Source organism: Mesorhizobium sp. WSM4833 (assembly GCF_055811095.1).
Window position 1 is genome coordinate 19,323 of record NZ_JBVVQG010000019.1, and the last position, 23,183, is coordinate 42,505.

27 protein-coding genes are annotated in these 23,183 nt (G+C 63.2%); 10 read left to right on the forward strand and 17 right to left on the reverse strand.

The annotated features are described in order from the left end of the window. Positions 1-155 precede the first annotated feature (155 nt). The 3 genes from AC0L2D_RS27825 to AC0L2D_RS27835 all read left to right on the forward strand — a co-directional run bounded on the left by AC0L2D_RS27825 (position 156) and on the right by AC0L2D_RS27835 (position 1,874). Positions 156-917, forward strand: coding sequence for a transglycosylase domain-containing protein (locus AC0L2D_RS27825; protein WP_013529225.1), 762 nt, complete (start codon positions 156-158; stop codon positions 915-917). A gap of 140 nt (positions 918-1,057) precedes the next feature. Beyond that, positions 1,058-1,240, forward strand: a complete 183-nt coding sequence (gene rpmF / locus AC0L2D_RS27830; RefSeq protein WP_008834724.1) for a 50S ribosomal protein L32 — start codon at positions 1,058-1,060, stop codon at positions 1,238-1,240. Between the two features lie 232 nt (positions 1,241-1,472). Next, positions 1,473-1,874, forward strand: a complete 402-nt coding sequence (locus tag AC0L2D_RS27835; RefSeq protein WP_013529226.1) for a hypothetical protein — start codon at positions 1,473-1,475, stop codon at positions 1,872-1,874. A gap of 265 nt (positions 1,875-2,139) precedes the next feature. Here AC0L2D_RS27835 and AC0L2D_RS27840 read toward each other — a convergent pair whose 3' ends face one another. The 3 genes from AC0L2D_RS27840 to AC0L2D_RS27850 all read right to left on the reverse strand — a co-directional run bounded on the left by AC0L2D_RS27840 (position 2,140) and on the right by AC0L2D_RS27850 (position 3,568). Beyond that, the gene (locus AC0L2D_RS27840; RefSeq protein WP_013529227.1) at positions 2,140-2,571 is read right to left on the reverse strand and encodes a GlcG/HbpS family heme-binding protein; all 432 of its coding nucleotides are present in this window, start codon (positions 2,569-2,571) and stop codon (positions 2,140-2,142) included. 164 nt (positions 2,572-2,735) lie between these two features. After that, positions 2,736-2,969 carry a hypothetical protein gene (locus AC0L2D_RS27845; protein WP_013529228.1) on the reverse strand — a complete coding sequence of 78 codons (234 nt, stop codon included), beginning with the start codon at positions 2,967-2,969 and terminating at the stop codon, positions 2,736-2,738. Between the two features lie 77 nt (positions 2,970-3,046). Next, a complete protein-coding gene (locus AC0L2D_RS27850) occupies positions 3,047-3,568 on the reverse strand; it encodes a winged helix-turn-helix transcriptional regulator (RefSeq protein ID WP_013529229.1) in 522 nt (173 codons plus the stop codon). Positions 3,569-3,666: 98 nt separating this feature from the next. Here AC0L2D_RS27850 and AC0L2D_RS27855 point away from each other — a divergent pair, with 98 nt between their 5' ends. Continuing rightward, complete coding sequence (locus AC0L2D_RS27855; protein WP_473543403.1) at positions 3,667-4,503, forward strand: alpha/beta fold hydrolase; 837 nt, start codon at positions 3,667-3,669, stop codon at positions 4,501-4,503. Between the two features lie 94 nt (positions 4,504-4,597). Continuing rightward, positions 4,598-5,254: a glutathione S-transferase family protein gene (locus tag AC0L2D_RS27860; RefSeq protein WP_275954359.1), complete on the forward strand. Its 657-nt coding sequence runs from the start codon at positions 4,598-4,600 to the stop codon at positions 5,252-5,254. A 6-nt stretch (positions 5,255-5,260) separates the two neighbouring features. Here AC0L2D_RS27860 and AC0L2D_RS27865 read toward each other — a convergent pair whose 3' ends face one another. The 3 genes from AC0L2D_RS27865 to AC0L2D_RS27875 all read right to left on the reverse strand — a co-directional run bounded on the left by AC0L2D_RS27865 (position 5,261) and on the right by AC0L2D_RS27875 (position 7,088). Then, positions 5,261-5,524: an ArsR/SmtB family transcription factor gene (locus AC0L2D_RS27865; RefSeq protein ID WP_013529232.1), complete on the reverse strand. Its 264-nt coding sequence runs from the start codon at positions 5,522-5,524 to the stop codon at positions 5,261-5,263. Positions 5,525-5,556: 32 nt separating this feature from the next. After that, positions 5,557-6,804: an MFS transporter gene (locus AC0L2D_RS27870; RefSeq protein WP_024502978.1), complete on the reverse strand. Its 1,248-nt coding sequence runs from the start codon at positions 6,802-6,804 to the stop codon at positions 5,557-5,559. Positions 6,805-6,893: 89 nt separating this feature from the next. Further along, a complete protein-coding gene (locus tag AC0L2D_RS27875) occupies positions 6,894-7,088 on the reverse strand; it encodes a DUF1192 domain-containing protein (RefSeq protein ID WP_275954358.1) in 195 nt (64 codons plus the stop codon). Positions 7,089-7,211: 123 nt separating this feature from the next. Here AC0L2D_RS27875 and AC0L2D_RS27880 point away from each other — a divergent pair, with 123 nt between their 5' ends. The 3 genes from AC0L2D_RS27880 (at position 7,212) to AC0L2D_RS27890 (ending at position 9,704) form a co-directional block, all read left to right on the forward strand. Beyond that, positions 7,212-8,222, forward strand: a complete 1,011-nt coding sequence (locus tag AC0L2D_RS27880) for an NAD(P)H-quinone oxidoreductase (protein ID WP_473543407.1) — start codon at positions 7,212-7,214, stop codon at positions 8,220-8,222. A gap of 161 nt (positions 8,223-8,383) precedes the next feature. Further along, on the forward strand, positions 8,384-8,524 hold the full coding sequence (locus AC0L2D_RS27885) for a DUF1127 domain-containing protein (protein WP_013529236.1): 141 nt from the start codon (positions 8,384-8,386) through the stop codon (positions 8,522-8,524). Between the two features lie 484 nt (positions 8,525-9,008). Further along, complete coding sequence (locus AC0L2D_RS27890; protein WP_013529237.1) at positions 9,009-9,704, forward strand: DUF1013 domain-containing protein; 696 nt, start codon at positions 9,009-9,011, stop codon at positions 9,702-9,704. A gap of 63 nt (positions 9,705-9,767) precedes the next feature. Here AC0L2D_RS27890 and AC0L2D_RS27895 read toward each other — a convergent pair whose 3' ends face one another. From AC0L2D_RS27895 to AC0L2D_RS27910, 4 genes are all read right to left on the reverse strand, one after another. Then, complete coding sequence (locus AC0L2D_RS27895) at positions 9,768-10,487, reverse strand: helix-turn-helix transcriptional regulator (protein WP_013529238.1); 720 nt, start codon at positions 10,485-10,487, stop codon at positions 9,768-9,770. 23 nt (positions 10,488-10,510) lie between these two features. Then, entirely contained in the window at positions 10,511-11,020 is a 510-nt protein-coding gene (locus AC0L2D_RS27900) for a hypothetical protein (RefSeq protein WP_473543410.1), read from the reverse strand. A gap of 75 nt (positions 11,021-11,095) precedes the next feature. Then, the gene (locus tag AC0L2D_RS27905) at positions 11,096-11,686 is read right to left on the reverse strand and encodes a DJ-1/PfpI family protein (protein WP_473543412.1); all 591 of its coding nucleotides are present in this window, start codon (positions 11,684-11,686) and stop codon (positions 11,096-11,098) included. A gap of 85 nt (positions 11,687-11,771) precedes the next feature. After that, complete coding sequence (locus AC0L2D_RS27910; protein ID WP_013529241.1) at positions 11,772-11,939, reverse strand: hypothetical protein; 168 nt, start codon at positions 11,937-11,939, stop codon at positions 11,772-11,774. Positions 11,940-12,248: 309 nt separating this feature from the next. Between AC0L2D_RS27910 and AC0L2D_RS27915 the strand changes: the two genes are divergently transcribed. Further along, entirely contained in the window at positions 12,249-13,196 is a 948-nt protein-coding gene (locus tag AC0L2D_RS27915; protein ID WP_473543414.1) for a ring-cleaving dioxygenase, read from the forward strand. A 114-nt stretch (positions 13,197-13,310) separates the two neighbouring features. Beyond that, positions 13,311-13,472: a hypothetical protein gene (locus AC0L2D_RS27920; protein ID WP_013529243.1), complete on the forward strand. Its 162-nt coding sequence runs from the start codon at positions 13,311-13,313 to the stop codon at positions 13,470-13,472. Between the two features lie 21 nt (positions 13,473-13,493). On the opposite strand, the gene AC0L2D_RS27925 is transcribed toward AC0L2D_RS27920, so the two are convergent. The 7 genes from AC0L2D_RS27925 to tkt form a co-directional block, all read right to left on the reverse strand. Then, on the reverse strand, positions 13,494-14,207 hold the full coding sequence (locus AC0L2D_RS27925) for an SGNH/GDSL hydrolase family protein (RefSeq protein ID WP_473543416.1): 714 nt from the start codon (positions 14,205-14,207) through the stop codon (positions 13,494-13,496). Between the two features lie 62 nt (positions 14,208-14,269). After that, positions 14,270-15,010 carry a DUF899 domain-containing protein gene (locus tag AC0L2D_RS27930; protein ID WP_027163168.1) on the reverse strand — a complete coding sequence of 247 codons (741 nt, stop codon included), beginning with the start codon at positions 15,008-15,010 and terminating at the stop codon, positions 14,270-14,272. A gap of 164 nt (positions 15,011-15,174) precedes the next feature. Further along, the gene (locus AC0L2D_RS27935) at positions 15,175-16,200 is read right to left on the reverse strand and encodes a class I fructose-bisphosphate aldolase (protein WP_064993257.1); all 1,026 of its coding nucleotides are present in this window, start codon (positions 16,198-16,200) and stop codon (positions 15,175-15,177) included. 133 nt (positions 16,201-16,333) lie between these two features. Continuing rightward, positions 16,334-17,530, reverse strand: coding sequence for a phosphoglycerate kinase (locus AC0L2D_RS27940; protein ID WP_473543418.1), 1,197 nt, complete (start codon positions 17,528-17,530; stop codon positions 16,334-16,336). 145 nt (positions 17,531-17,675) lie between these two features. Beyond that, positions 17,676-19,565 (reverse strand): potassium/proton antiporter, encoded by a 1,890-nt coding sequence (locus tag AC0L2D_RS27945; protein WP_275954355.1) that lies wholly within the window; start codon positions 19,563-19,565, stop codon positions 17,676-17,678. A 218-nt stretch (positions 19,566-19,783) separates the two neighbouring features. Continuing rightward, positions 19,784-20,794 carry a type I glyceraldehyde-3-phosphate dehydrogenase gene (gene gap, locus AC0L2D_RS27950; RefSeq protein WP_013529249.1) on the reverse strand — a complete coding sequence of 337 codons (1,011 nt, stop codon included), beginning with the start codon at positions 20,792-20,794 and terminating at the stop codon, positions 19,784-19,786. A 158-nt stretch (positions 20,795-20,952) separates the two neighbouring features. Next, positions 20,953-22,944: a transketolase gene (tkt, locus tag AC0L2D_RS27955; RefSeq protein WP_473543420.1), complete on the reverse strand. Its 1,992-nt coding sequence runs from the start codon at positions 22,942-22,944 to the stop codon at positions 20,953-20,955. Between the last annotated feature and the right edge of the window lie 239 nt (positions 22,945-23,183).

Below are 23,183 nucleotides of genomic sequence, written 5' to 3' on the forward strand. Positions count from 1 at the left end.
TGAGCCCGTTCGGAAACTCTACTCCTGCGGTCATCTGAGGGCGTTTTCTGCGCTTCCGGTGCTTGCGTACTCTAATGTACGCTTCGCTCCGGTTCTCGAAAACACCGTCACATGGCTCACAGGACCGCGTTTCAAAACGAGCTCTCTGGAACGGGTTGGGCGGCTTGGCGGAACCGATCGTCGATCATGAAACCGAAAAGCTGGACATGGCGACGAGATCGCGGGGCGTAAACCGCCGTGGTCTCAAGCGCTGGGTCCGGCGCGGCATCGTCGTGGCCGCGGTGCTGGCCTTGATTCCGGTCGTGCTGACATTTCTGTACCTGCCGTTCTTCGTGCATCCTGTCTCGACGCTGATGCTGAAGGACCTGGCGACCTTCTCCGGTTACGACCGCCGCTGGGTGTCGATCGACGACGTGTCGCCGGTGCTGGCCAATTCCGTCATCATGTCGGAGGACGGGCAGTTCTGCTTTCATCGTGGCGTCGATCTCGGCGAGCTGAGAGGCGTCGTCGACGATGCGCTGGCCGGCGAAGCGACGCGCGGCGCCTCGACCATCACCATGCAGACGGTCAAGAACCTGTATCTCTGGTCGCGGCCGCTGGGCTCGGTGCGCAAGGTGGTCGAATTGCCGCTGGCCGTCTATTTCGATGCGGTGATGTCGAAACGGCGCATCATGGAAATCTATCTCAACATCGCCGAGTGGGGGCCGGGCATCTACGGCATCGAGGCCGCGGCACAGCACCATTTCGGCGTCTCGGCAAAACAGCTGTCGCGACGGCAGGCCGCCCTGCTTGCGGTCTCTTTGCCAAATCCGATCGCCCGAAATCCGGCCAAGCCCGGGCCTGGCCTGAGGCGGCTTGCCAATCTGATCGAGCGGCGAGCCGGCCGCTCGGGCGCCTATGTCGGTTGTCTCCGCTAGCCGATCCAAAAAAATTCGCGCCAGTGCTGGCCAAAACGGCACAGGGCGTGTATAGGCACCCGACTTTCTCAGATTTAGGCCCCGACATGGCCCTTTCACGAGGGCGGGCGGGGCTTTTGACCATGTAGTGGAGCATATCCATGGCCGTTCCGAAACGTAAAACATCTCCGTCCAAGCGCGGCATGCGCCGCTCGGCCGACGCGCTCAAGGCCCCGACCTATGTCGAGGACAAGAATTCCGGCGAAATGCGCCGTCCGCACCATATCGACCTGAAGACCGGCATGTATCGCGGTCGCCAGGTGTTGACGCCCAAGGAAAGCTGAGACCAGCCTTCCAAAGGTTTGAATTCCAAAAGGACCGGCCAGTGGCCGGTTCTTTTGTGTTTGGGGGGCGGGTAGCGCGCATCTCGACGCGTGGGCGGCAATCGTTGCAGGCAACCGGCTGACATTGTTGTTGCGTGCGGTCTTCGACCGTGTTCAACGCTGCCATCGAAACATCTTGACGGCGTGCCTGTGGCGCATTCTACAAAGGATTGCCCCCACATGGAGACGCCAGATGTTCGGTGCCATTCCGCTGCTGATCGTGCCTTTCGTGCTCTACAATCTCGGACTGCTGGGAATATTCGGCAGCGGTGACGATCCGTGGGCAAGCGAGGTCTTCTCATTCAGCATGATGTCGGGTGGCGTGTTCTCGATGACGCTTGGCGACCTGATGGTGCTGATCGGGCTGATCTTCCTGTTCCTCGAAATGGCGAAGTCGGTGCGCACCACCAACGCCTCGATCATGGACCATCTTCTGTCGACGCTGGTCTTCGTGGCCTTCCTGGTCGAGTTCCTGCTGGTGAAGGGTGCGGCCCATTCCGTTTTCTTCACCCTGATGGTCATCGCGCTGTTCGACGTGCTGGCCGGATTCGCGGTGTCGATGCGGTCGGCCAGCCGGGACATCAATTTGAATTAGGTCCCCCGGCGCGGAAGGCGGAAGTTTGACGGGCGCTTGCGCTGACAGTTGGCGCAAACGCCCCTAACGTCGTCATCCCAGGGCGTAGCAAGGAGCGTAGCGACGCGGCGCAGACCCCAGGGTCCAAGCCGCGACACGTGAGGGTTTCAGCGGTCCAGAATTCTGCTCCGCTGCACTCTACGGCTGATGTTACGGAATGGATCCTCGGGTCCTGCGCGACGGAGCCTCGCTCCTGCTCCGCCCGTGGATGACGAAGTTCCCGACCTCACCCCGGGTCGGCGGTGAAACCGGCGGCCTCGATGCCGGCGATTGCCGCGGCTTCGTCATTGTCCGACGTGTCGCCTGAAATGCCGACGGCGCCGATGATGGCACCGGCCTTGTCGCGGATCAGCACGCCGCCGACGACCGGCAGCACGCGCCCGCCCGAGACGTCCGAGATGCCGGCGACGAGATGCGGGCGCTCCTTGGCGAAGGCCTCGACTTTGCGCGAGCCCATGCCGATGGCGAGCGCACCATAGGCCTTGCCGGCCGACATTTGCGGACGCAGGAACGAGGCGCCGTCCTGGCGCTGGAAGGCGACCAGATGCCCGCCGGCGTCGAGCACCGAGACGCCGAGCGGCTTGAGCTTGAGATCGGAGCCCTTGGCAAAGGCGGTTTCGATGATTTGCCTGGCTTTTTCGAGCGGCAGTGCGGTCATGGCGGTCTCCTGTTTGAAACGCGTCGATCATCGACCGTCGGCGGGCGAGATAACATCCCGGTTCCGGTTGAAATTGCTTCGCGTGAAAAGGCGGGATGGAAAGCAGCCTTCGCCGGCTCATCCGGATAAGCGTTGCCGCTTGTATGGCTCCAGACGTGGCTGGGCTACTTCTTCTTGGCGCGGGCCGGTTTCTTGGCGGGTTCCGCCGGCGCGTTGGCGAGGTCTTCCGCTTCCTTGGCGAGACGCAGTGCCCGCAGCTTGTTGGTCTTGGCCTGGCGGGCGTCGCTCTCGGCGGCGTATTCGGCCATCGCCTTCTGGCGGACGGTTGCCGCCTCTTCCTGCTTCTTGAAGCGCAGGTCGGCGCGTGCGCGGGCAGCATCCCGAGAGTTCTCAACCAAGACCTTATCCAATCCCGTGAATTGTGATTTTCCGCTTCTTCTAGCAGAGCCGGCCCCAAAACGGGAAAATAAGTTGGTTACGCGGCCGGGCTGGCGGCGAGGGCCTTGCTGGCAACCACGGCCTCGTAGGCGGCCTGCAAGGTCGCGCGGACAGAAGGGCCAGACATTGTATCGAGCGGCATGCCGAGATGCTCGTGCCGCAACTCGTCCATGAATTTGTCCCACATAGGCTGTCCGCCCTTTTCCAGCAGTTCGGCGCGGATCGACAATTCGTCGCTGACCGGCAGCCAGACGCGGCCCCAGGCGCCGAGATGGGCCAGGATCGGAACCAGCGTGATCGCCATCTCGGTCAGGCTGTAAATCGCCTTCTGCTTGTGCGAGGGATCGTCGGCCTTGGTCAGCATGCCCAGCTCCATCAGGCGCTTCAGCCGGTCGGCGAGGATGTTTGAGGCGATGCCTTCCATCGATCCGTTGAGCAGCTCGCGAAAATGGCGCCTGCCGCCGAAGATCATGTCGCGAAGGATGATCAGGCTCCAGCGGTCGCCGAAGACTTCCAGCGACAGATTGATCGGGCACCCGGACCGGCGATCCATGCTCATGAGATTTTTCTCCAAAACCGGTTGCATTATCGTAGCAGTTTTATTATCGTGCAACCGATTGCAAAATGCAATCAGTTTTGCAGAGAGGAGACTGCGTGATGAGGACCACCGAACGCCCTGAGATTATATCCGAAGTCTTTGGCGATCCGGCGAACCCGCCGCTGTTGCTGATCATGGGAGCGATGGCCTCGATGCTGTGGTGGCCGGAGGCGTTCTGCCGGAAACTGGCCGGTGCCGGCCTGTTCGTGATCCGCTACGACAATCGCGATACCGGCCGTTCGACGAAATACAAGCCGGGAGAGCCGCCCTACACGTTCGATGATATGGCCGACGATGCAATGCATGTTCTGGACCACCACGGCATCGGCAAGGCGCATGTCGTCGGGATGTCGATGGGCGGCATGATCGCGCAGCTTGTGGCGTTGAAACATCCCTCGCGTGTCGTATCTCTGACTGTGATCAGCAGTTCGCCGGTGGGAATCGACACATCCGGCCTTCCCGGGACGACCGAAGCCTACATGGAACACTCGGCCGAAGGCGCCAAAGTCGATTGGTCGGACCGTGGTCAAGTGGTCGATTTCATCGTCAGGGATGCACGGGCGATCGCCAGCACCACGCATCCATTCGATGCGGCGGGGATACGGGCCTTTGTCGAGCAGGATTACGACCGCTCCGGCGGCTTCCTGAGCGCGACCAACCATTTCATGCTCAAGGGCGGCGCCGCCTGGAAGGGCCGCCTGCACGAGATCGCGGCGCCGCTGCTGGTCATTCACGGCACGGCGGATCCGATCTTTCCGGTCGAACACGGCGAGGCGCTGGCCGAGACGCTCACCGGCGCAAGACTCATTCGCATCGAAGGTGGCGGCCACGAGCTGCATCCGGACGACTGGGCCGAGATGTCCGCAGCGATCATCGCGCATGTCCAAGCCGATTGAAGCAGCATAGGCTGGTTTGACGGACAAGGCTAACCGCAACAGGCGTGCTGCAGGGTAGCGGCCACCGACAATCCACGAAACAGACGAGCAAAAAATGTCCCTGACACTTCATTTCCATCCGCTGGCCTCCTTCTGCTGGAAGCCGTTGATCGCGCTGTATGAGAACGCCACGCCGTTCACGCCTGTCATCGTCGACCTTGGCGATGCTGAATCGCGCGCGGCCTTCCTGAAGATTTCGCCGACCGGCAAGATGCCGGCGCTGCGCGACGATGCGCGTGGCCGTACGGTGCTGGAATCGACCATCGTCGTCGAATATCTGGCCGCGCACCATCCGGGGCCGGTCGACCTCGTTCCCGCCGACATCGATCTGGCGCTGGCCGTCCGCCAGGCCGATCGCTTCTATGATTGCTATGTGCAGGAGCCGATGCAGAAGATTGTCAGCGACCGGTTGCGCCCCGGCGACAAGACCGACCCGTTCGGCGTCGAGCAGGCTCGCGACCGGTTGCGCAATTCCTACGCCATCATCGAACAGGACATGCAGTCGAAGATCTGGGCGATGGGCGACAGCTTCACCATGGCCGATTGCGCAGCCTCCCCCGCGCTGTTCTATGCCAACAAGGTCGAGCCGTTGGGCGACAGGTACCCGGCTGTGAAGCGCTATCACGACCGCCTGCTGCAGCGCCCCGCCTTCGCTCGGGTGGTCGGGGAGGCGCAGCCCTACTTCAAGTTCTTCCCCTACAACAACGGTTGATCGGGGTTAGGCTTCCCAGAACTGATCGAGCCAGATGTTGAGTTTGAGGAAGCCAGTGCCGCTCACCGTATAGACGCGCCTTGTTCCTTCCGGCTTGGCGTGGACCAGGCCGGCATCGAGCAGCACTTTCAGATGTTGCGACACGGCTGGGCGCGAGACCGGCAAGCCGGCGGCCAGTTCGGTGACGGTTTTCGGGCCGCGGCGAAGTTCTTCCAGAAGATGGCGCCGGTTGGGATCGGCAATCGCCATGAAGGCGTCGGAAAACATCATGCCTGTATTAGTGAGGCAAAGCCTTTCGAATCTCAACCGTCTGCTTCTGCTTTTCTTCTGGGATCAAGCCGCAATGCTTCCGGGGTGACCGAACGGTCGGCCGGCTGCGTCTTGAAGGCGTCACGATCCCCGATCGGCACCGGCGCGCGGCGGCTGATGCGCAGCAGCGTGTAGCCCGCCAGGCAGAGATGCGCGAAGGCGGTCGCCAGGAACAGACCTTCCGGGCGCATCCAGCCCATCAGGGCAGCCGCAAGCAATGGTCCGATCATCGTGCCGAAGCCATAGAGCAGCAACAGCCCGCCAGATACCTTGACGAAATCCTCCGAGCGCGCGTGGTCGTTGGCATGCGCCACGGCGATGGAATAGAGCGTATAGGCGAAGGCGCCATAGGCGGCGGTGAAGACGATGACGAAGACGCCGGAGCGTGGCTCGAACAGGAAGATCATGAGCGCGAAGAAGGCCCCGCCGAAAGCCGCCCCCGCCAGCACGAAGCGCCGGTCGGTCTTGTCGGACAGGCGCCCGGCCGGAAGCTGCATGGCGGCACCGGCAACGACCACAAGACTCATCATCAGGGCGATCTCGGCCGTGGAAATGCCGATGCGTGCACCATAGACCGCGCCAAGCGTGCCCCAGGCGCCGTTGGCGATGCCGATCAACACGCAAGCGACCGCCGACACCGGCGAATTGGCATAAAGGCCCCTGACATCAAGTGAGACATCCTGCAGCGGCTTGGGGTGGGAGGCGGTCGAGACCGCCGTCGGAATGAGCGACAGGCAAAACAGGATGCCGGTGATCATGAACAGCGACGCGGACTTCACGTCGCCGCCGGCGACGATCATCTGCCCGCCCATGATCGAGGCATAAGTCACCATCATGTAGAGGCCGAAGACGGTGCCACGGTTCTCGTTGGTGGCCTTCTCGTTCAACCAGCTTTCGATGACCATGAAGGCGCCGGCCATGGTGAAGCCGGTGAAGGCGCGCAGCAGGATCCAGACATACTCGTCGATGATCAGCCCGGTGAGCAGCGCCACGATGGCGCCGGATGCGGCAAAGGCGCCAAAGGCGCGCACGTGGCCGGCGCGGCGCACGATGCGCGGTGCGAAGAAGCAGCCGGTGACGAAGCCGCCGGCCCAGGCCGTGCCCATCAGGCCGAGCGATGCGGTCGAGAAGCCTTCCAACTGACCGCGCAGGGGCAGAAGCAGCCCATGCAAACCAGATGCCGCGAGCAGGAAAGCGGTGCCGCGAAGCAGCGAGAGGATCGGTCGGTAGGTTGCGAACATTGGTTGATCCGGCTCAGGTTTGGCGGGGACGCTGCGTCTGAAGACAGTCGCATTCGGGCTTTTCGGCGGCGGGCTGTACGCCCGAGCGCCTATCCGCGGCGGAACAGTGCTTCGGCCGCGGATTTGGTGGTGTCCTTGGCCTTGAGTTCGGCTTCCAGGCGGGCGATTTCGTCGCGCAGGATGCCGATCCGCTCAGTCAAGTCGCTGACGGAAAGCAATGACAGGTCCTGCCCGATCTCGTGCGGGCCCGCCTTCTTCTTGGGTTCGTCGTCGAAGATCGCCATCGTCGCTCCTCCTCCGCCAAGACCAGATTGGCCATTTGCCTGATTTGGCAATCAGCATACATAGGGCAGGGGCGTCGATGCAAACAGCCGGTCGGACAACGGCGAGGAAAGACGGGAAATCTCATGGCGAGCGGACAGAAAATTCCGGCAAGAATGACGGCCATCGCGATCTCGGAGCCAGGTGGCCCTCGGGTGCTGAAGCCGGAAACACGCGACGTGCCGCAGCCCGGCCCCGGCGAGATCCTGATCAAGGTGCATGCCGCCGGCGTCAACCGGCCCGACGTCCAGCAGCGCAAAGGCGCCTATCCGCCACCGCCCGGCGCATCCGACCTGCCGGGCCTCGAGACCTCGGGTGAAGTGGCGGCCCTTGGCGACGACATATCACGCTGGCGCATTGGCGACCGCGTCTGTGCGCTGACGCCCGGCGGCGGCTATGCCGAATATGTCAAGGTCCATGCAGGGAGCGTGCTGCCGTTGCCCGCCGGCTTCACCCACACCGAAGCCGCGGCGGTGCCGGAGAATTACTTCACCGTCTGGCACAATGTGTTCGAGCGTGGCGGCCTCAAGAAAGGCGAGACGCTGCTCGTCCATGGCGGCTCGTCCGGCATCGGCACGACAGCAATCCAGCTTGCCTCCGCCTTCGGCGCCTATGTCATCACCACTGCCGGCAGCAAGGAGAAATGCGACGCCTGCCTGAAGCTCGGCGCTGACCGGGCGATCAATTATCGCGAGGCGGATTTCGTCGCCGCGGTGAAGGAGGCAACGGGTGGCAAAGGCGCCAATGTCATCCTCGACATGGTCGGCGGCGACTATGTGGCGCGCAATTACGAAGCCGCGGCGGTCGAAGGCCGCATCGTCCAGATCGCCGTTCAGGCCGGCGCTGTCGCAAGCGCGGACTTTTCGAAGATCATGGTCAAGCGGCTTACCCACACAGGTTCGACGCTGAGGCCGCGAACCGTCGAGTTCAAGGCGGCGATCGCGGCGGCGCTGGAAGCGCAGGTGTGGCCGCTGCTCGGCACGCGCAAGGTTGCCCCTGTGATGGACATGATCTTCCCGCTCAGCGAAGCCTGGCGGGCGCATGAGCGCATGGAAGAGGGTGAGCATATCGGCAAGATCGTGCTCGACGTAGGCTGACAGCGCGCGAGGTCAGCGCCTCGCTGCCCACAAGATGAACAGAAGCTTAATGCTGCAATGCAGCATTTGCATCATTGCTATGCAAAATCAGCCATTCAAGTCCTCATCGATGACGCCTATTTGAGCACCATCGAAACGAACATCATTCTGGAGGGACTACCATGAACCCGATCCGCGCTTTCCGTAACTGGCGTATGTACACCGAGACCGTCCGCGAACTGAACCGTCTCAACGCACGTCAGCTCAGCGATCTCGGCATCAACCGCGCCGACATCGAAAAGATCGCCCGCAGGGCTATCTAAAGCCACGTCCTGGTCCGCTCCGGCGGGCCCAAGCCGTGGAAGCCAGAGCCGCACCAGACGAACTTTGTCGCGGTTCCGAGCCCGCTGGACCCAGTCCGGCGGGTTTTGTCGTTTTGGGCGGGAGATCAACGACCGTCCCAACCGATACCGGCCATCGAGCAGGGTTGACCTCAGTTTCCTGCATGGCATCTTGGCTCGGCGCTTTCACAAGGGCGAACCCTGATGGAAGCAGCGGCTCCGGCATGACAGGGGTGCCCCTATCTCAACCGATCTTTGCCAAGACCGGAACTCGCCAGCAAAGCCAGCTTGTCGTTCTGCTCAAGAGCGCGGAACGTTTTCGGTAAGTACCCACGGCTTCCGGTCTTTGCTCCAAAAACGTTGCGAAAGGACCCGAGAGCGGTTATACAGACCGCGAATTTCCCATTTTGGTGGCTCTAAACCACCGCCCGCGCGGGAACGCGGGCGAACGAGAAGGATTTGTAAAATGGCCAATACGCTGCTGATGCCCAAGGCGACCGCCGTCTGGCTGGTCGACAATACCGCACTTTCCTTCGAGCAGATCGCGCAGTTCTGCGGGCTGCATCCGCTCGAGGTCAAGGCAATCGCCGATGGCGAAGCGGCGCAAGGCATCAAGGGCATGGACCCGATCATGACCGGACAGCTGACCCGCGACGAGATCGCCCGTGCCGAGAAGGATCCGAACCAGCGCCTGAAGCTTTCGGACCCCAAGGTGCGGGTGCCCGAATCCAAGCGCAAGGGTCCGCGCTACACGCCGCTGTCGAAGCGCCAGGACCGGCCGAACGCGATTCTGTGGCTGGTGCGCAACCATCCCGAGCTCAAGGACGCGCAGATCTCGCGCCTCGTCGGCACCACCAAGTCGACGATCGAACAGATCCGCGAGCGCAAGCACTGGAACTCAGCCAATCTGCAGCCGATGGACCCGGTGACGCTGGGTCTCGCCTCGCAGATCGACCTCGACATGGAAGTCAACCGCGCCTCGCGCGGCCGCGAACAGGCGCAGCCGGTCGGCGACACGCTGCTGCCGGCGGCCCTGACCGAGCGGCTGGTGCCGGCTCCCGAGAAGCCGAAGGACGAGGACGCCGAACTCGACGCCAACGCCGTGTTCGCCAAGCTCTCGGCCTTGAAGTCGAAGAACACGGACAATGACGACGACGAGTGAGGTTGTCTGATATTCCAAGAAAAAGCCCGCTTCGAGCGGGCTTTTTTGTAGCTGCGCCAGGTCTCAGCTGCGCGCGGCGCGATCCGGCGCCATGCCATAGTCCTCGCTGCGCTCCACTGCGCGGTAGAAGTCGGCAAGTTGCTTGCCGCGCTCCGGCTTGAAGATGCGGCCGGCGATCACCACCGAGGCGATGCGATCGATGCGGAAGGCGCGGAAATCGTCGCGCATCTCGCACCAGGCGACCAGCGTCCACACCTTGCCCCAGAACCACAGGCCGAGCGGGCGGATATCGCGGGCGGTGCCGCGGCCGGCCTCGTCGGAATAGTCGATGGTCAGCACTTGGCGCTTTTCGACCGCGCGCTCGATCAGGTCGATCGCCTCGCGGGCGGCGTCGCTGACCACCCACATCGGTGTGTGGATCTCGGTGCGGGCGATGCGGTCTTTCTCCGCATCGGGCAATACGGCGCCGATCTTGACCAGCGCTTCGTCGGCGGCCCGCGCCATGGCGGCACCGCCAAAGGCACGCACCATGCGGGCGCCGGCGACCAGCGCGACGATCTCGTCACGCGTGAACATCAGCGGCGGAAGGTCGAAACCCTCCCTCATCATGTAGCCAACGCCGGCCTCGCCGTCGATCGGCACTCCGGTCGACTGCAAATCGGCAATGTCGCGATAGATGGTTCGCTCGGAAACTTCGAGCCACGTGCCGAGCTTCTGGGCGGTGACCAATCGGCCACCGCGCAGATGCTGCACGATCTGGAAGAGCCTGTCGGCGCGGCGCATCGTATGGTCCCTCGGCGTTGTCTCTATGCATGCCGCCCGAAACCGGTCCACCTCTGGGTGGCATGCATCGTGTTTTCGCGCATGCCGTTATCCCAAAACCGCAGAACACTTTTGGGCGGCATGCCACATGGTTTCAGCCCTTCGCGCTTGCGCTGCGCGGCGACGAACTCCGCGCCGAAGGACAATTTCTTCGTCGTCGGCGTTTTCGCATCGAGCACGCGCCAGAACGGTGCCACGTCACTCGGCGTCATGCCGCGCTGGAGGTCCTCGTTGGCGGCTTCGGCAACAGTGCGCAGATGATAGCCTATGGTGACCGGGCATGTCACTTCGGCGCCATGCTCGACGGCAAGTGCTGTACGCAGCGCACGCACATCCATCTCGACGCCTTCGGGAATCGAGCGGATGAAATCATCGACCTGGCGCGCTGTCGGCACCAGCATAGGCTGGCCTTCGACGACATCGGCCATCGTGCGCGGCGTCGGCTTGAGGCCGTTGATGCCTGGTGTGCTCAGTCTGTCGTTCCAACTCTTCATCGATCGTCCTTTCGACCGCCGATGCACGGGTGCCCGAAGCTGGCACCATTGCACGGCCCTCCTGACAGCATACTGTCAGGAGGCTTCAGCATACTCCTTGGCAAACAGCGTTCGCATCCGAGCGAGATCGCTGCCTCTTTCGGGGTAGAGCGTCTTCAGAAAGGCGAGCGCGAAGGTGCCCGGCGCCGAGCCTGGCGCGGAAACAATTTTGCCGTCGGCCATGGCATGCGGCACATCCTGATAGAGGTTGTCGCCGGCATAGCCGGCCTCATGACCATTGATCCAGTCGCGGCCATTGCTCGTATGCCTGGCCTTCTCGAACAGGCCGGCGCGGGCTAGCGCCAGCGTGCCGGCGCAGATGCCGCCGACCACGCCGCCGCGCGATGCAACAGCATTGAGCAGATCGGCAACATCGGGCGGTGCCTTGCCGGCCCACTCATCGGAGCCGATGACGGCGATGGCGTCGAGATCGTCATTCTTATCCGCCCCGGCCGATCGATCGGGCGTCAGCCGAAAGCCGCTGATCCCGGCCACTGGGTTGCCATCAGGCGTCAGCGACACGGCACGGGCGCCGAACCATTCGACCGCCGAGGCCGCCAGCAGCCCATACTCCCAGTCGGCAAAACCTTCGATGAAAAGGAAACCGATCGTCTTCTGTTCGGGCATAAGCTCGCTCCCATTCCTCACGCACCGGACCTGTTATCTGGGCGTTGACGCGCCCACATCCAATCGCCGGGTCGAAAAATTGGCTTCAATTGCCGCGAGGGCCACGGTCCGCATACATGTCCGGCCAGCCGATATCCTTGCGAATATCCGCCGGCAGCGAGTTCATGAACCGCTGGGTGCGGATCTCGTTGCGCATCGTGCGGATCTTGCCGACATAGTGCTGCATGCCGCGCAGAATGGTGTAACCGTTCATGGCCAGTCTCCTCTCTCTGTATGGAGGTACTATCGCATACCCCTCCTGACAGCAGTCTGTCAGGAGGATGTCAGGCGCGAGACGATAGTTGCGACCAGTGCGCGCGCCGCAGGCAAGGCATCGCTTTTCGCCGCATCGAACGGTGCCAAAGGCAGGTTCGCGACTTCCGATTGTTCATAGCGACGACGTGCTCTGGGCGCCGCTGTTCAGTTTCCGGCGACGGACTGTCGGAATACGAGGCCTTCAGCGGGGTGGCCGCAGTTCTGATATGGAGGGAGAAAATTCTTCCCCAACAGCAGGGAGACGACGATGAGCTTGCAACTGACAGGTATCCACCATCTGACCGCCATCACCGCCAATGCGCCTGGCAATCTTCATTTTTACACGAAGGTGCTGGGTCTGCGGCTGGTCAAGAAGACCGTAAACCAGGACGACACCTCGGCCTACCACCTCTTCTATGCCGACGGCGAAGCGACACCGGGCACCGACCTTACCTTCTTCGACTGGCCGGTCGGCCGCGAGCGGCGCGGCACGCACAGCATCGTGCGGACCAGCCTCAGGGTCGGCAGTCAGGAGAGCCTTGCCTGGTGGAAGCAACACTTGACCGACGAAGGCCTGGCAACAGGAGAGATCGGCGACATCGGCGGTTATGCGTCACTGGACTTCGAAGATCCCGAGGGCCAGCGTCTGCGCCTGGTCAGCGATGGCGGCAAGGGCGGCAGCCATCCCTGGGCGCAAAGCCCGGTACCGGTTGAGCACCAGATCCGCGGGCTCGGGCCGATCGTCATCAGCGTTCCCGACATCACCAACACCGAGGCGGTGGTGACCACGGTGATGAACATGCGCAAGGCGCGCGACTATGCCTCGCCGGAGGGCCAGATTCACGTCTTCGAAATGGGCGAGGGCGGGCCGGCGGCGGAGCTGCATGTCCTGGTGCAGCCGGGACTGGCGCCGGCACGGCAAGGTGCCGGTGCGGTTCACCATGTTGCCTTCAGGGCGCCGGACCAGGAAACGCTGCATCAATGGACGGCGCGGCTGGCCGAGTTCCGGCTGCCGTCGAGCGGCGAGGTCGAGCGCTATTATTTCCGTTCGCTCTACTTCCGCGAGCCGAACGGCATCCTGTTCGAGATCGCAACCGACGGTCCGGGGTTCACCGCCGACGAGCCGCTGGAAACGCTGGGGGAAAGCCTCGCCCTGCCGCCATTCCTCGAACCGAAGCGCGCTTCGATCGAGGCTGGCCTCAAGCCGCTGAAGTAGATCGTTTGCCGGTCAAAGGGCGCCGCGTTCCGGTTCGGGATCTCGGCGTCCGTTCTTTCTCAGGCAATGAACGACGTGCTTTGACAGCCGGGCGCGTTGCTGGTCAAAGGCGGCATGACGAAATTCCTCGCCCTTGTCATCGCCGGTTTCATGGTCATTCAACTGATCAAGCCGCTTGGCTGGCCAGGCCTCAAGCGACGCGGTGATTTCTGGAAGCTGGCACTGCTCGCCATGGCCGCGATTTCACTGGCGGCCGTGCTCGGGCATTTGACGTAGGACGGCACTTGTCGTCGCTGCTCAATTGCCAAGCACCGGGCCGACCAGATGCTCGGCCCAGGCCCGGTAGCCTGCTTCCGAGGCGTGAAAGCCGTCCGAGGCAAAGCCGGCTTCCGGATTGGTGATCGGCAGGCGCGACGCCGGCACCGCGCCGCGCTCCAGGCAAAGGCGTTCGCCCATCCGGTTCATGTCGGTGGCGCGGATCTCAAGGATCTTTCCGAGCAGCGGCGGCATGGCTGGCGCCCGCGTGAACTCCAGCACCGGCGACCACACCACGCGCGCTTCCGGCCATTTGGCGCGCAGGCCGTAGAGCAGGCCACCGAACTCCTTCTTGAAGCGCGGCACGGAGTGAAAATTCTTGGTGTCGTTGGTGCCGATGGCCAGCACGATATGCGTCCACGGATCGGCCGACAGATTGGGCAGCACATGGTCGCGGATCTGGCCGGACGTTGCCGAATTGAAGCCGGCCGCCCGCCAGCGCACGGCGCGGCCGGTGCTTTTTGAAATCAGCACGGCGAGTTGCGCGGCAAGTCCGTCTTCCGAATTGCCGATGCCGACCGAAGCGGCGGAGGAATCGCCCAGCACCAGAAGCGAGATTGCCGGTGCTGTGCCTGATATTTCGTGCATGACCGGCCCTTGCGCCGGCAGCATGCGCGTGGTGCGGCGTCGCACGCCGAGGCCTTGCCAGATATAGACCGGGAAGGCGAGCCAGGTGAGTAGGGCCGGGAAGCGCATGGCAGTACCGTTAAACGATCAGCGGCAGCCTTAGCGCATGTTTTGGCCGACGGGAACGATCTTCAATCGCAGCAACTCGCCTGCCCCGCCTGCTTGCCCTGATATTCGTCGTGCAGCCGCACCCAATCCATCAGGCCGTGATAGGGGCCGTTCTCGTTGCGGCCCTTCGGCGTCATGTCGAGATAGTCGTAGGCGCCGATCTGCGCCTCGCCGCCGCGGGCGCGCGACATGAAGGTGAGGAAGATGTCGCCGGCCTCGTCCCTGTAGAAGACGCTGGTGCCGGGAAGCTCCTTCGATGTCCGTGGACGGGTCTCGAAATTGTAGGTGGTGCAGCCGTCGGCGATCTGCTTGTCGGTGAAGGAGACCTGCATGTCGAAGTTGAAATCCGAGGCATAGGACGACACCCAGTCGAACTTCCAGCCCATGCGCTGCTTGTAAGGCAGAAGTTCCGCCAGGGGAGCGCGCGAAACCACGACCAGCGACACGTCGTGATGCCGCAGATGCTGATTGGCGCCGTCGATATGGTCGGCAAGGAATGAGCAGCCCTCGCAATGATGGGTGCAGCCCGGCCCGAACATGAAATGATAGACGATCAGCTGGCTGTTAGTGCCAAACAGGTCGGTCAGTCTGTTTGGCCCTTGTTCGGTCTCGAAGACATAGTCTTTCCTGATCTTCAGCCAGGGCAGTTCACGCCGTTCCGCGGCGATCCGCTCGCGGAGCCGCGTCAGTTCCTTCTCGCGCGCCAGATGTGCCTTGTGCGCCTGGAACCAGTCTTCGCGCGAAACGATCTTGTTGCGATGCATGAACCTCTCCCTGAATGTCATCCCAAGGACGTTGGGGATGGGCGTAATCCGACATCGCCGGAGAGGAAATAAGGACGGAGAGGCTCCGCCCCAAGCCCTGCAAGTCACAAACAAAAAACCCGGGCGCATCGGCCCGGGTTCGAAGGAAGAAGAAAGGACTGTGATCAGGCAGCCTGTTCCAGGCTCGCTTTCCATTTTCCGAGCGCTGCCAGATGGTTCATGTGGGCGCGATGGGTGAAGGCGGCCTGGCCGGCGGCAACGTTCGAGGCTTTGCCGCTCCAGGCTTTCTGTGGCGCGGCCTGCAGCGCGCGACCATAGGAGAAGGTCAGCTTCCACGGGTGCGGCCCGATGGCGTTGATGGCGTTGAGATTGGCGGTCGCCTCTTCGTCTTCCTGGCCGCCGGAAAGGAAGGCGATGCCCGGCACCGCTGCCGGCACTGTCTCGCGGAACAGTTTTATGGTTTTTTCGGCGACTTCTTCGGGGCTGCTCACCTTGCCCGATTTCCTGCCGGCCAGCACCATGTTGGGCTTCAGGATGGTGCCTTCCAGCACGACGCGCGCCGCATGGAGCTCGTCATAGAGCTTGATCAGCGTTGCCTTCGAAATGTCGTAACAAGTGTCGATGTCGTGGGCGCCGTCCATCAGCACCTCCGGTTCGACGATCGGCACGATGCCGGCTTCCTGGCAGAGGGCGGCATAGCGGGCGAGCGCATGAGCGTTGGAGCCGATCGAGGTCGCCGAAGGGACGCCCTTGGCGATATCGATGTCGATCACCGCGCGCCATTTGGCGAAGCGGGCGCCGAGCTTGTAGTAGTCGGCAAGCCGTTCGCGCAGGCCATCGAGGCCTTCGGTGACGGTGTCGCCGGGAAACCTGGCCAGCGGCTTGGCGCCGGCATCGACCTTGATGCCGGGGATGGCGCCGGCCGCCTTGATGATGTCGACCAGCGGCGTGCCGTCGGCGGCCTTCTGGCGGATCGTCTCGTCATAGAGGATGACGCCGGAGATGTAGCGGGTCATCGCGTCCCTGGTGCGGAACATCATCTCGCGGTAGTCGCGGCGGCTGTCGGCGGTCGATTCGACGCCGATGACGTCGAAGCGCTTCTTGATGGTGCCGGAACTTTCGTCGGCGGCCAGCAGGCCCTTGCCATCGGCGACGATCGCAGCGGCAATGTCTTCGAGACGTTCGCTCATTGTTGCTTCTCCTGAAACGGTTGTTCCGCGCTTAACGGAAGTCTACCGCCAAAGGAATGGCATCGGAAAGCTCGAATCGATTGAAGCCTCGGGCGGCCTTGTTCGCTCTCCGAGTGTTGATCGCCTCGGAGCCTCAGCGCTTCAACACATCGACGCCGGGCAGCGGCTTGCCTTCCATCCACTCCAGGAAGGCGCCGCCTGCGGTCGAGACATAGGTGAAGTCGTCGGCGACGCCGGCGTGGTTGAGCGCCGCGACCGTATCGCCACCGCCTGCGACCGAGACCAGCTTGCCTTCCTTGGTGCGCGCCGCCGCATGCTTGGCCGCCGCCACCGTCGCATGGTCGAAGGGCGCGATCTCGAAGGCGCCGAGCGGGCCGTTCCAGACCAGTGTCGCGGCGCGGTCGATCCATTCGCCGATGGTCGTCACGGTTTTGGCGCCGACATCGAGGATCATCCCTTCGGCCGGCACATCGGAGATGGCGACGGTCTCGCAGGCCGCGCCCGCCTTGAACTCCCTGGCGACGACGCCGTCGACCGGCAGGATGATGGCGCAGCCGGCCTCGGCCGCCTCGATCATGATCTGCTTGGCGGTTGAGGCGAGATCATGCTCGCACAGCGATTTCCCGACATCGGTGCCGCGCGCGGCGAGGAAGGTGTTGGCCATGCCGCCGCCGATGACCAGCGCGTCGACCTTCTTCACCAGGTTCATCAACAGATCGATCTTGGTCGAGACCTTGGCGCCGCCGACAATGGCGACGACCGGACGAACCGGTTTTCCCAAGCCCTTCTCCAGCGCCTCAAGCTCGGCTTGCATGGTGCGGCCGGCAAAAGCCGGCAACAGATGCGCCAGCCCCTCGGTCGAAGAATGCGCGCGGTGCGCGGCCGAGAAGGCGTCGTTGACGAAGATATCGCCATTGGCGGCGAGTTTTTCGGTGAAGGCCGGGTCATTCTTTTCTTCGGCCTTGTAGAAGCGAGTGTTTTCGAGCAGCAGCACGTCGCCCTTGTTCATGGCGGCGACAGCGCTTCCGGCCGTGTCGCCGACGCAATCCGAGGCGAAACCGACGGGGCGGCCGAGCACTTCTGCCGTGGCTTTGGCGATCGGCTCCAGCGAGAATTCGGGCGAAGGACCATCCTTGGGTCGGCCGAAATGGGCGAGCAGGATGACCTTGGCGCCCTTGGCCGACAGCTCGGCGATGGTCGGTGCGATGCGTTCGATGCGGGTGGCGTCGGTGACTTTGCCCTCAGTGACAGGCACGTTGAGGTCGACGCGCACCAGCACGCGCTTGCCGCTGATGTTGCCGATATCGTCGAGTGTCTTGAAGGCGGCCATGCGGGTTCCTTTCGCGAAAAACCGGGGGACCATACCCCGCATCGGCGACGATGCAAGGCTTAGGGCGCGCTCGAACCGAAATTTTGAAGTGGGCACGATCCTGCGCCGGCGGGCGGATGAATGGCAGCGCTCAATAGCGGGTTTGTCAGCTTTCGGTTGCTGCCTTTTCCGGCGCTGGCTCCGGGGCCGGTTTGTCGTCCGCCCGCGCCTCGTCCGCCTGCGCCTCGGTCGGCTTGCGCCAATTGCGGATGAAGGCGGAAAGACGGTCGCCGATTTCTCCGGCGCTGAGGAAGACCGGCACCCGCGCCACCGGAGCGGTCGGCTCGAACGACAGGCCGAGGCCTATGATCTTCCCCTTGTCGTCGACGTCGCGGACGATCAGTTCTATCGGGCCGAGCAGCACGCGGTCGGCATATTCGGCATGGCCGCCGAGCCGCGCCGTGACCAGCGCGCCAACGGTGAGCTTTTGCTCCGCTTCGGTTAGACCTGGCGTATAGGCTGCTTCCAGTTCGGCGGCGGGGCGCGCTGGATCGACGGCGAAGGCGCCGAAGAAATCGGCATCTTCGGGATCGACCACGGCACGGCTGGCGAACAGCTTGTCGAGCAGGCGCGGATAGCGATCCGGGACGAAAATGTAGACCTGGTCGCCGGCGGCGAGCCGGCCCATGTCCTGGAAGCGCATCGAACGGCCATCACGCAGCACCAGCGAGGGTCGCGCCCAGCGTGGGATGCGCTCGCCGCGCGCCACCGGGCTGCCGGGTGCGACGCGATAGGCGAGAAGCTCGTGATGGGCCGAACCCGGCAATTCCAGCTCGACCTTGTCCAGCGGTCCGAGCCGCGCCGGCACGATCAAACCGAGGCGGCGCGCCAGCGGTCCCACCGTCCAGCCCTGGATGACCAGGGACACCAGCACGATGATGAAGGCGGTGTTGAAGATGACACGGCCATTTTCCAGCCCGCCGAGCAGCGGGGTGATGGCAAGCAGGATCGACACCGCGCCGCGCAGGCCGACCCACGAGACGAAGGCGACTTCGGGGCGCGGCATGCGGAACGGAATCAGGCAGAGCCAGACTGCGACCGGCCGCGCCACGAACATCAGGAACAGGCCGAGCAGCACCGCCGGCACCATGATCGCCGGGAATTGCGAGGGCGTCGCGAACAGGCCGAGGATGAGGAACATGATGATCTGTGCCAGCCATGACATGCCGTCCTGGAAGCGCTTGAGGATGGTGACGGCGCGGATATCGGAATTGCCCGAGATGAGGCCGGCGATATAGACCGCCAGGAAGCCCGAGCCGCCAATGGCGCCGGCGGCGGCAAAGACCATCAACGACAAGGTCAGCACGAAGATCGGCAGCAGGCCATGGTCGAGATTGAGCCGGTCGACGAGACGCACGATGGCGAGGCCGCCGAGCACGCCGACGACAGCGCCAAGGCCCATGTTGAGGAGGAAGCCGAGGAAAAGGCTGGTGACCAGGACGTTGGTCTCGGGATTGGCATGAGCGGCGATGATCTCGACCAGCGTGATGGTCAGGAAGATGGCGATGGGGTCATTGGTGCCGGATTCCACCTCGAGCGTCGAGCGCACGCGTTCGCGCAGATTGATTTCGCCGGCACGCAGCAGGAAGAACACGGCGGCCGCATCCGTGGAGGCGACGGCGGCGCCGAGCAGGAAGGATTCCAGCCAGGTGAGGTCGAGCAGATAGTGGGCGGCGGCGCCGAACAGGCCGGTGGTCAGAATTACGCCGAAGGTCGCCAGCGACAACGCCGGGCCGGCTGCCTGCCGCAAGGCGTTGAGCGGCGTGCCGAAGCCGGAATCGAACAGGATGACGGCCAGCGCCAGTGAGCCGGCAAAATAGGCGATGCGGGCATTGTCGAACTGGATGCCGAGACCGTCGGTGCCGGTGGCGAGGCCAATGCAGAGGAACAGGAGCAGAAGAGGGGCGCCGAAGCGGAAGGCGATCAGGCTCGAAAACGCGGCGGCGACGACAAGCGCTGTGCCGACCAGCGTGACGAGATAGATCGCATGCTCCATCCTGAAATCAGCCCCTCAAATTCGTCTGTCTCCTGCTTTGCGAGAGAGTGGGGCGAAGACGTGACCAGTGCAAGGCGGCAGGGTGGCTTTTTGGCCTATGCCGCTGATTTTCGGATGTTTTGGCGCCCAGGACACGATTCGGGAAGGCGCAAGCTGCGCTCATGAAAAACGCCCGGGCAAAGCCGGGCGTTCCAAGTCTCGAAAAGAGGGCTTTGTGATCAGGCGATGGTCTTGCCGAAGGCGACCGATGTGTCGCCCATGCGGTTGGAGAAACCCCATTCATTGTCGTACCAGGAGAGCACCGATACGAAATTGCCGTCCATCACCTTGGTCTGGTCGAGCGCCATGATCGAGGAGCGCGGATCGTGGTTGAAGTCGATCGACACGTTCGGGTGATGAGTGACGCCGAGAATGCCCTTGAGCTTGCCGTTGGAGGCGGCGATCACCGCTTCGTTGATCTCCTGCACCGTGGTCGACCGCTTGGCGATGAACTTGAAATCGACGACCGAGACGTTCGGGGTCGGCACGCGGATCGAGATGCCGTCGAGCTTGCCCTTGAGGTCGGGCAGCACCAAGCCGATCGCCTTGGCGGCACCGGTCGAGGTCGGGATCTGCGACAGCGCGGCGGCGCGGGCGCGGTAGAGATCCTTGTGCATGGTGTCCAGCGTCGGCTGGTCGCCGGTGTAGGAGTGGATCGTCGTCATCATGCCTTTTTCGATGCCGACCGTTTCGTGCAGCACGGCTGCCAGCGGCGCCAGGCAGTTGGTGGTGCACGAGGCATTCGAGATGACGATATGATCCTTGGTCAACTGGTCGTGGTTGATGCCGTAGACCACGGTGAGGTCGGCGCCTTCGGCAGGGGCCGAAACGATGACGCGCTTGGCGCCGGCGGTCAGATGTGCCGCTGCCTTGTCGCGGGCGGTGAAGATGCCGGTGCATTCGAGCGCGATGTCGATGCCGAGTTCTTTCCACGGCAACTGCGTCGGGTCCTTGATCGCGGTGACCTTGAACGTCTCCTTGCCGACGGTGATCTGGTCGCCGGATACCGAGACTTCATGCGGGAAGCGGCCGTGCACGCTGTCATAGCGCAAGAGGTGCGCATTGGTCTCGACTGGGCCGAGGTCGTTGACGGCGACGACGTCGATGTCCTTGCGGCCGGATTCATGGATAGCGCGCAGGATGTTGCGGCCGATGCGGCCAAATCCGTTGATGGCAACTCTGACGGTCATAATTCTCTCCCTGGGAGTTGGAGGGCAGACGAGGGGTCTGCAGTTTCATAGCGGCGGAAGCAGAAAGAATCCAGCCGCACTGGCGTGGATTTAAATCGATTAAGTCAAGCCAGCCCGGCGAAGCCGTTTTCGCGGTTTCGCCGAACTGGCCCAGAATCTTACTTGGCGTGCAGGCGGGCTTCCGCCGCCTTGGCCGCGACCTCGGCGGTAATGCCGAAATGCGGATAGAGTTGCTCGATCGTGCCCGACGCGCCGAAGCCGGTCATGCCGACGAAGATGCCGTCGGAGCCGATCAGATGATCCCATCCCTGGCGGATGCCGGCTTCGATCGCCATCTTGATCGGCGCATTGCCGATCGTCTTCTTGCGGTAGTCGTCGCTCTGCTGGTCGAACAGTTCGAAGCAGGGAACCGAGACGACGCGGGTCGGATGGCCGTGCTTTTCCAACAGCTCGCGCGCGCCAAGTGCGATCTCGACCTCGGAGCCGGTGGCGAAGATCGTTATCGCCGCCTCGCCGCTGGCGGCGGCCAGCTCATAGGCGCCCTGGCTGCTGAGGTTCTTGGCCGAGAATTCGGTGCGCACCGTCGGCAGGTTCTGGCGGGTCAGCGCCAAGGTCGACGGCGTCTTTTCCGACTCCAGGGCGATCTGCCAGCATTCCGCGGTTTCGACCGCGTCGGCCGGGCGGAAGACATTGTGGTTTGGGATCGCGCGCAATGCCGCCAGATGCTCGACCGGCTGGTGGGTCGGGCCGTCTTCGCCCAGACCGATGGAATCATGGGTCATGACGAAGATCGAGCGGATGCCCATCAGCGAAGCCAGACGCATTGACGGACGGGCATAGTCGGAGAAGCACAGGAAGGTACCGCCATAGGCGATGAGGCCGCCATGCAGCGTCAAGCCATTGATGGCGGCCGCCATGCCATGTTCGCGAATGCCGTAGTGGACATAACGCTGGCCGTAATCGTCGGGCGTAATGTTCTTGGTCTGGCTGGTCTTGGTGTTGTTGGAGCCGGTCAGGTCGGCGGAGCCGCTTATGGTTTCCGGCACGGCGCCGTTGATGACCTCCAGCGCCATTTCCGAGGATTTGCGGGTGGCGACCTTCGGCTTGTCGGCCGACAGCTTCTTCTTGTAGTCGGCGATGACGGCGTCGAAATTCGACGGCAGCTTGCCGGCGAGGCGGCGTTCGAACTCGGCCTTCAACTTGGGCTCGGCCTTGGCCAGACGTCCCTCCCAGTCGGTGCGCGGCTTGGCGCCGGTTTTACCGGCGGCGCGCCATGCGTCAAGGATGTCGGCCGGAATCTCGAAGGGCGGCGAGTCCCAGTTGAAGAATTTGCGCGCACCGGCGATCTCGTCGGCGCCGAGCGGCGAACCGTGCGCCTTGTTGGTGCCGGCCTTGGTTGGAGCGCCGAAGCCGATGGTCGTCTTGCAGGCGATCATCGTCGGCTTGTCGGAGTGACGAGCGGCTTCGATGGCATAGGCGATGGCTTCCGGATCGGTGCCGTCGATGTGGCTGGCGTTCCAGCCCGAGGCCTGGAAGCGGGCGACCTGGTCGGTGTTGTCGGCAAGCGAGACCGGGCCGTCGATCGAGATGTTGTTGTTGTCCCAGAAGACGATCAGCTTGTTGAGCTTGAGATGGCCGGCAAGCGCGATGGCTTCCTGGGAAACACCTTCCATCAGGCAGCCGTCACCGGCCAGTACGTAGGTGTAATGGTCGACGAGGTCGTTGCCGAAGGCTGCGTTCATGATGCGTTCGCCGAGCGCGAAGCCGACCGAATTGGCGAGACCCTGGCCGAGCGGGCCGGTGGTCGTCTCTATGCCGGTGGCATGGCCGTATTCGGGATGGCCGGCGGTCTTCGAGCCCAACTGGCGGAAATGCTTGATCTGGTCGATCGTCATGTCCTCGTAGCCGGTCAGGTGCAGCAGCGAATAGAGCAGCATCGAACCGTGGCCGGCCGACAGGATGAAGCGATCCCGGTCGGGCCAATGGGGGGCCCTCGGATCATATTTCAGGAACTTCGTGAACAGCACCGTGGCGATGTCGGCGCAGCCCATGGGCAGGCCGGGATGGCCGGAGTTTGCCTTCTCGACGGCGTCCATGGAGAGAAAGCGGATCGCATTGGCCATCCGGTCATGTTGTTCACGCGACGTCATGGTTCCTCCAGAAGTGGGGGTTTGGGGGCTTGGGAGAGCCCTTGAAAAGGGTGCGCGACACATAGCAGGCGCGGGCTTTTAGTCAACAAATCGGGTGCATATTTGCCGGTCTTGTGATGCCGGCGGCGGACCTACATTAGCGTTAGCGGGGGACAGTCGCGAGAGCTTTGTTGACGTTGCCTTCACCCGGTGCCTAATGTTTCAGGGATAACGCGTTCTGAACGTGAACGATTCGGTGA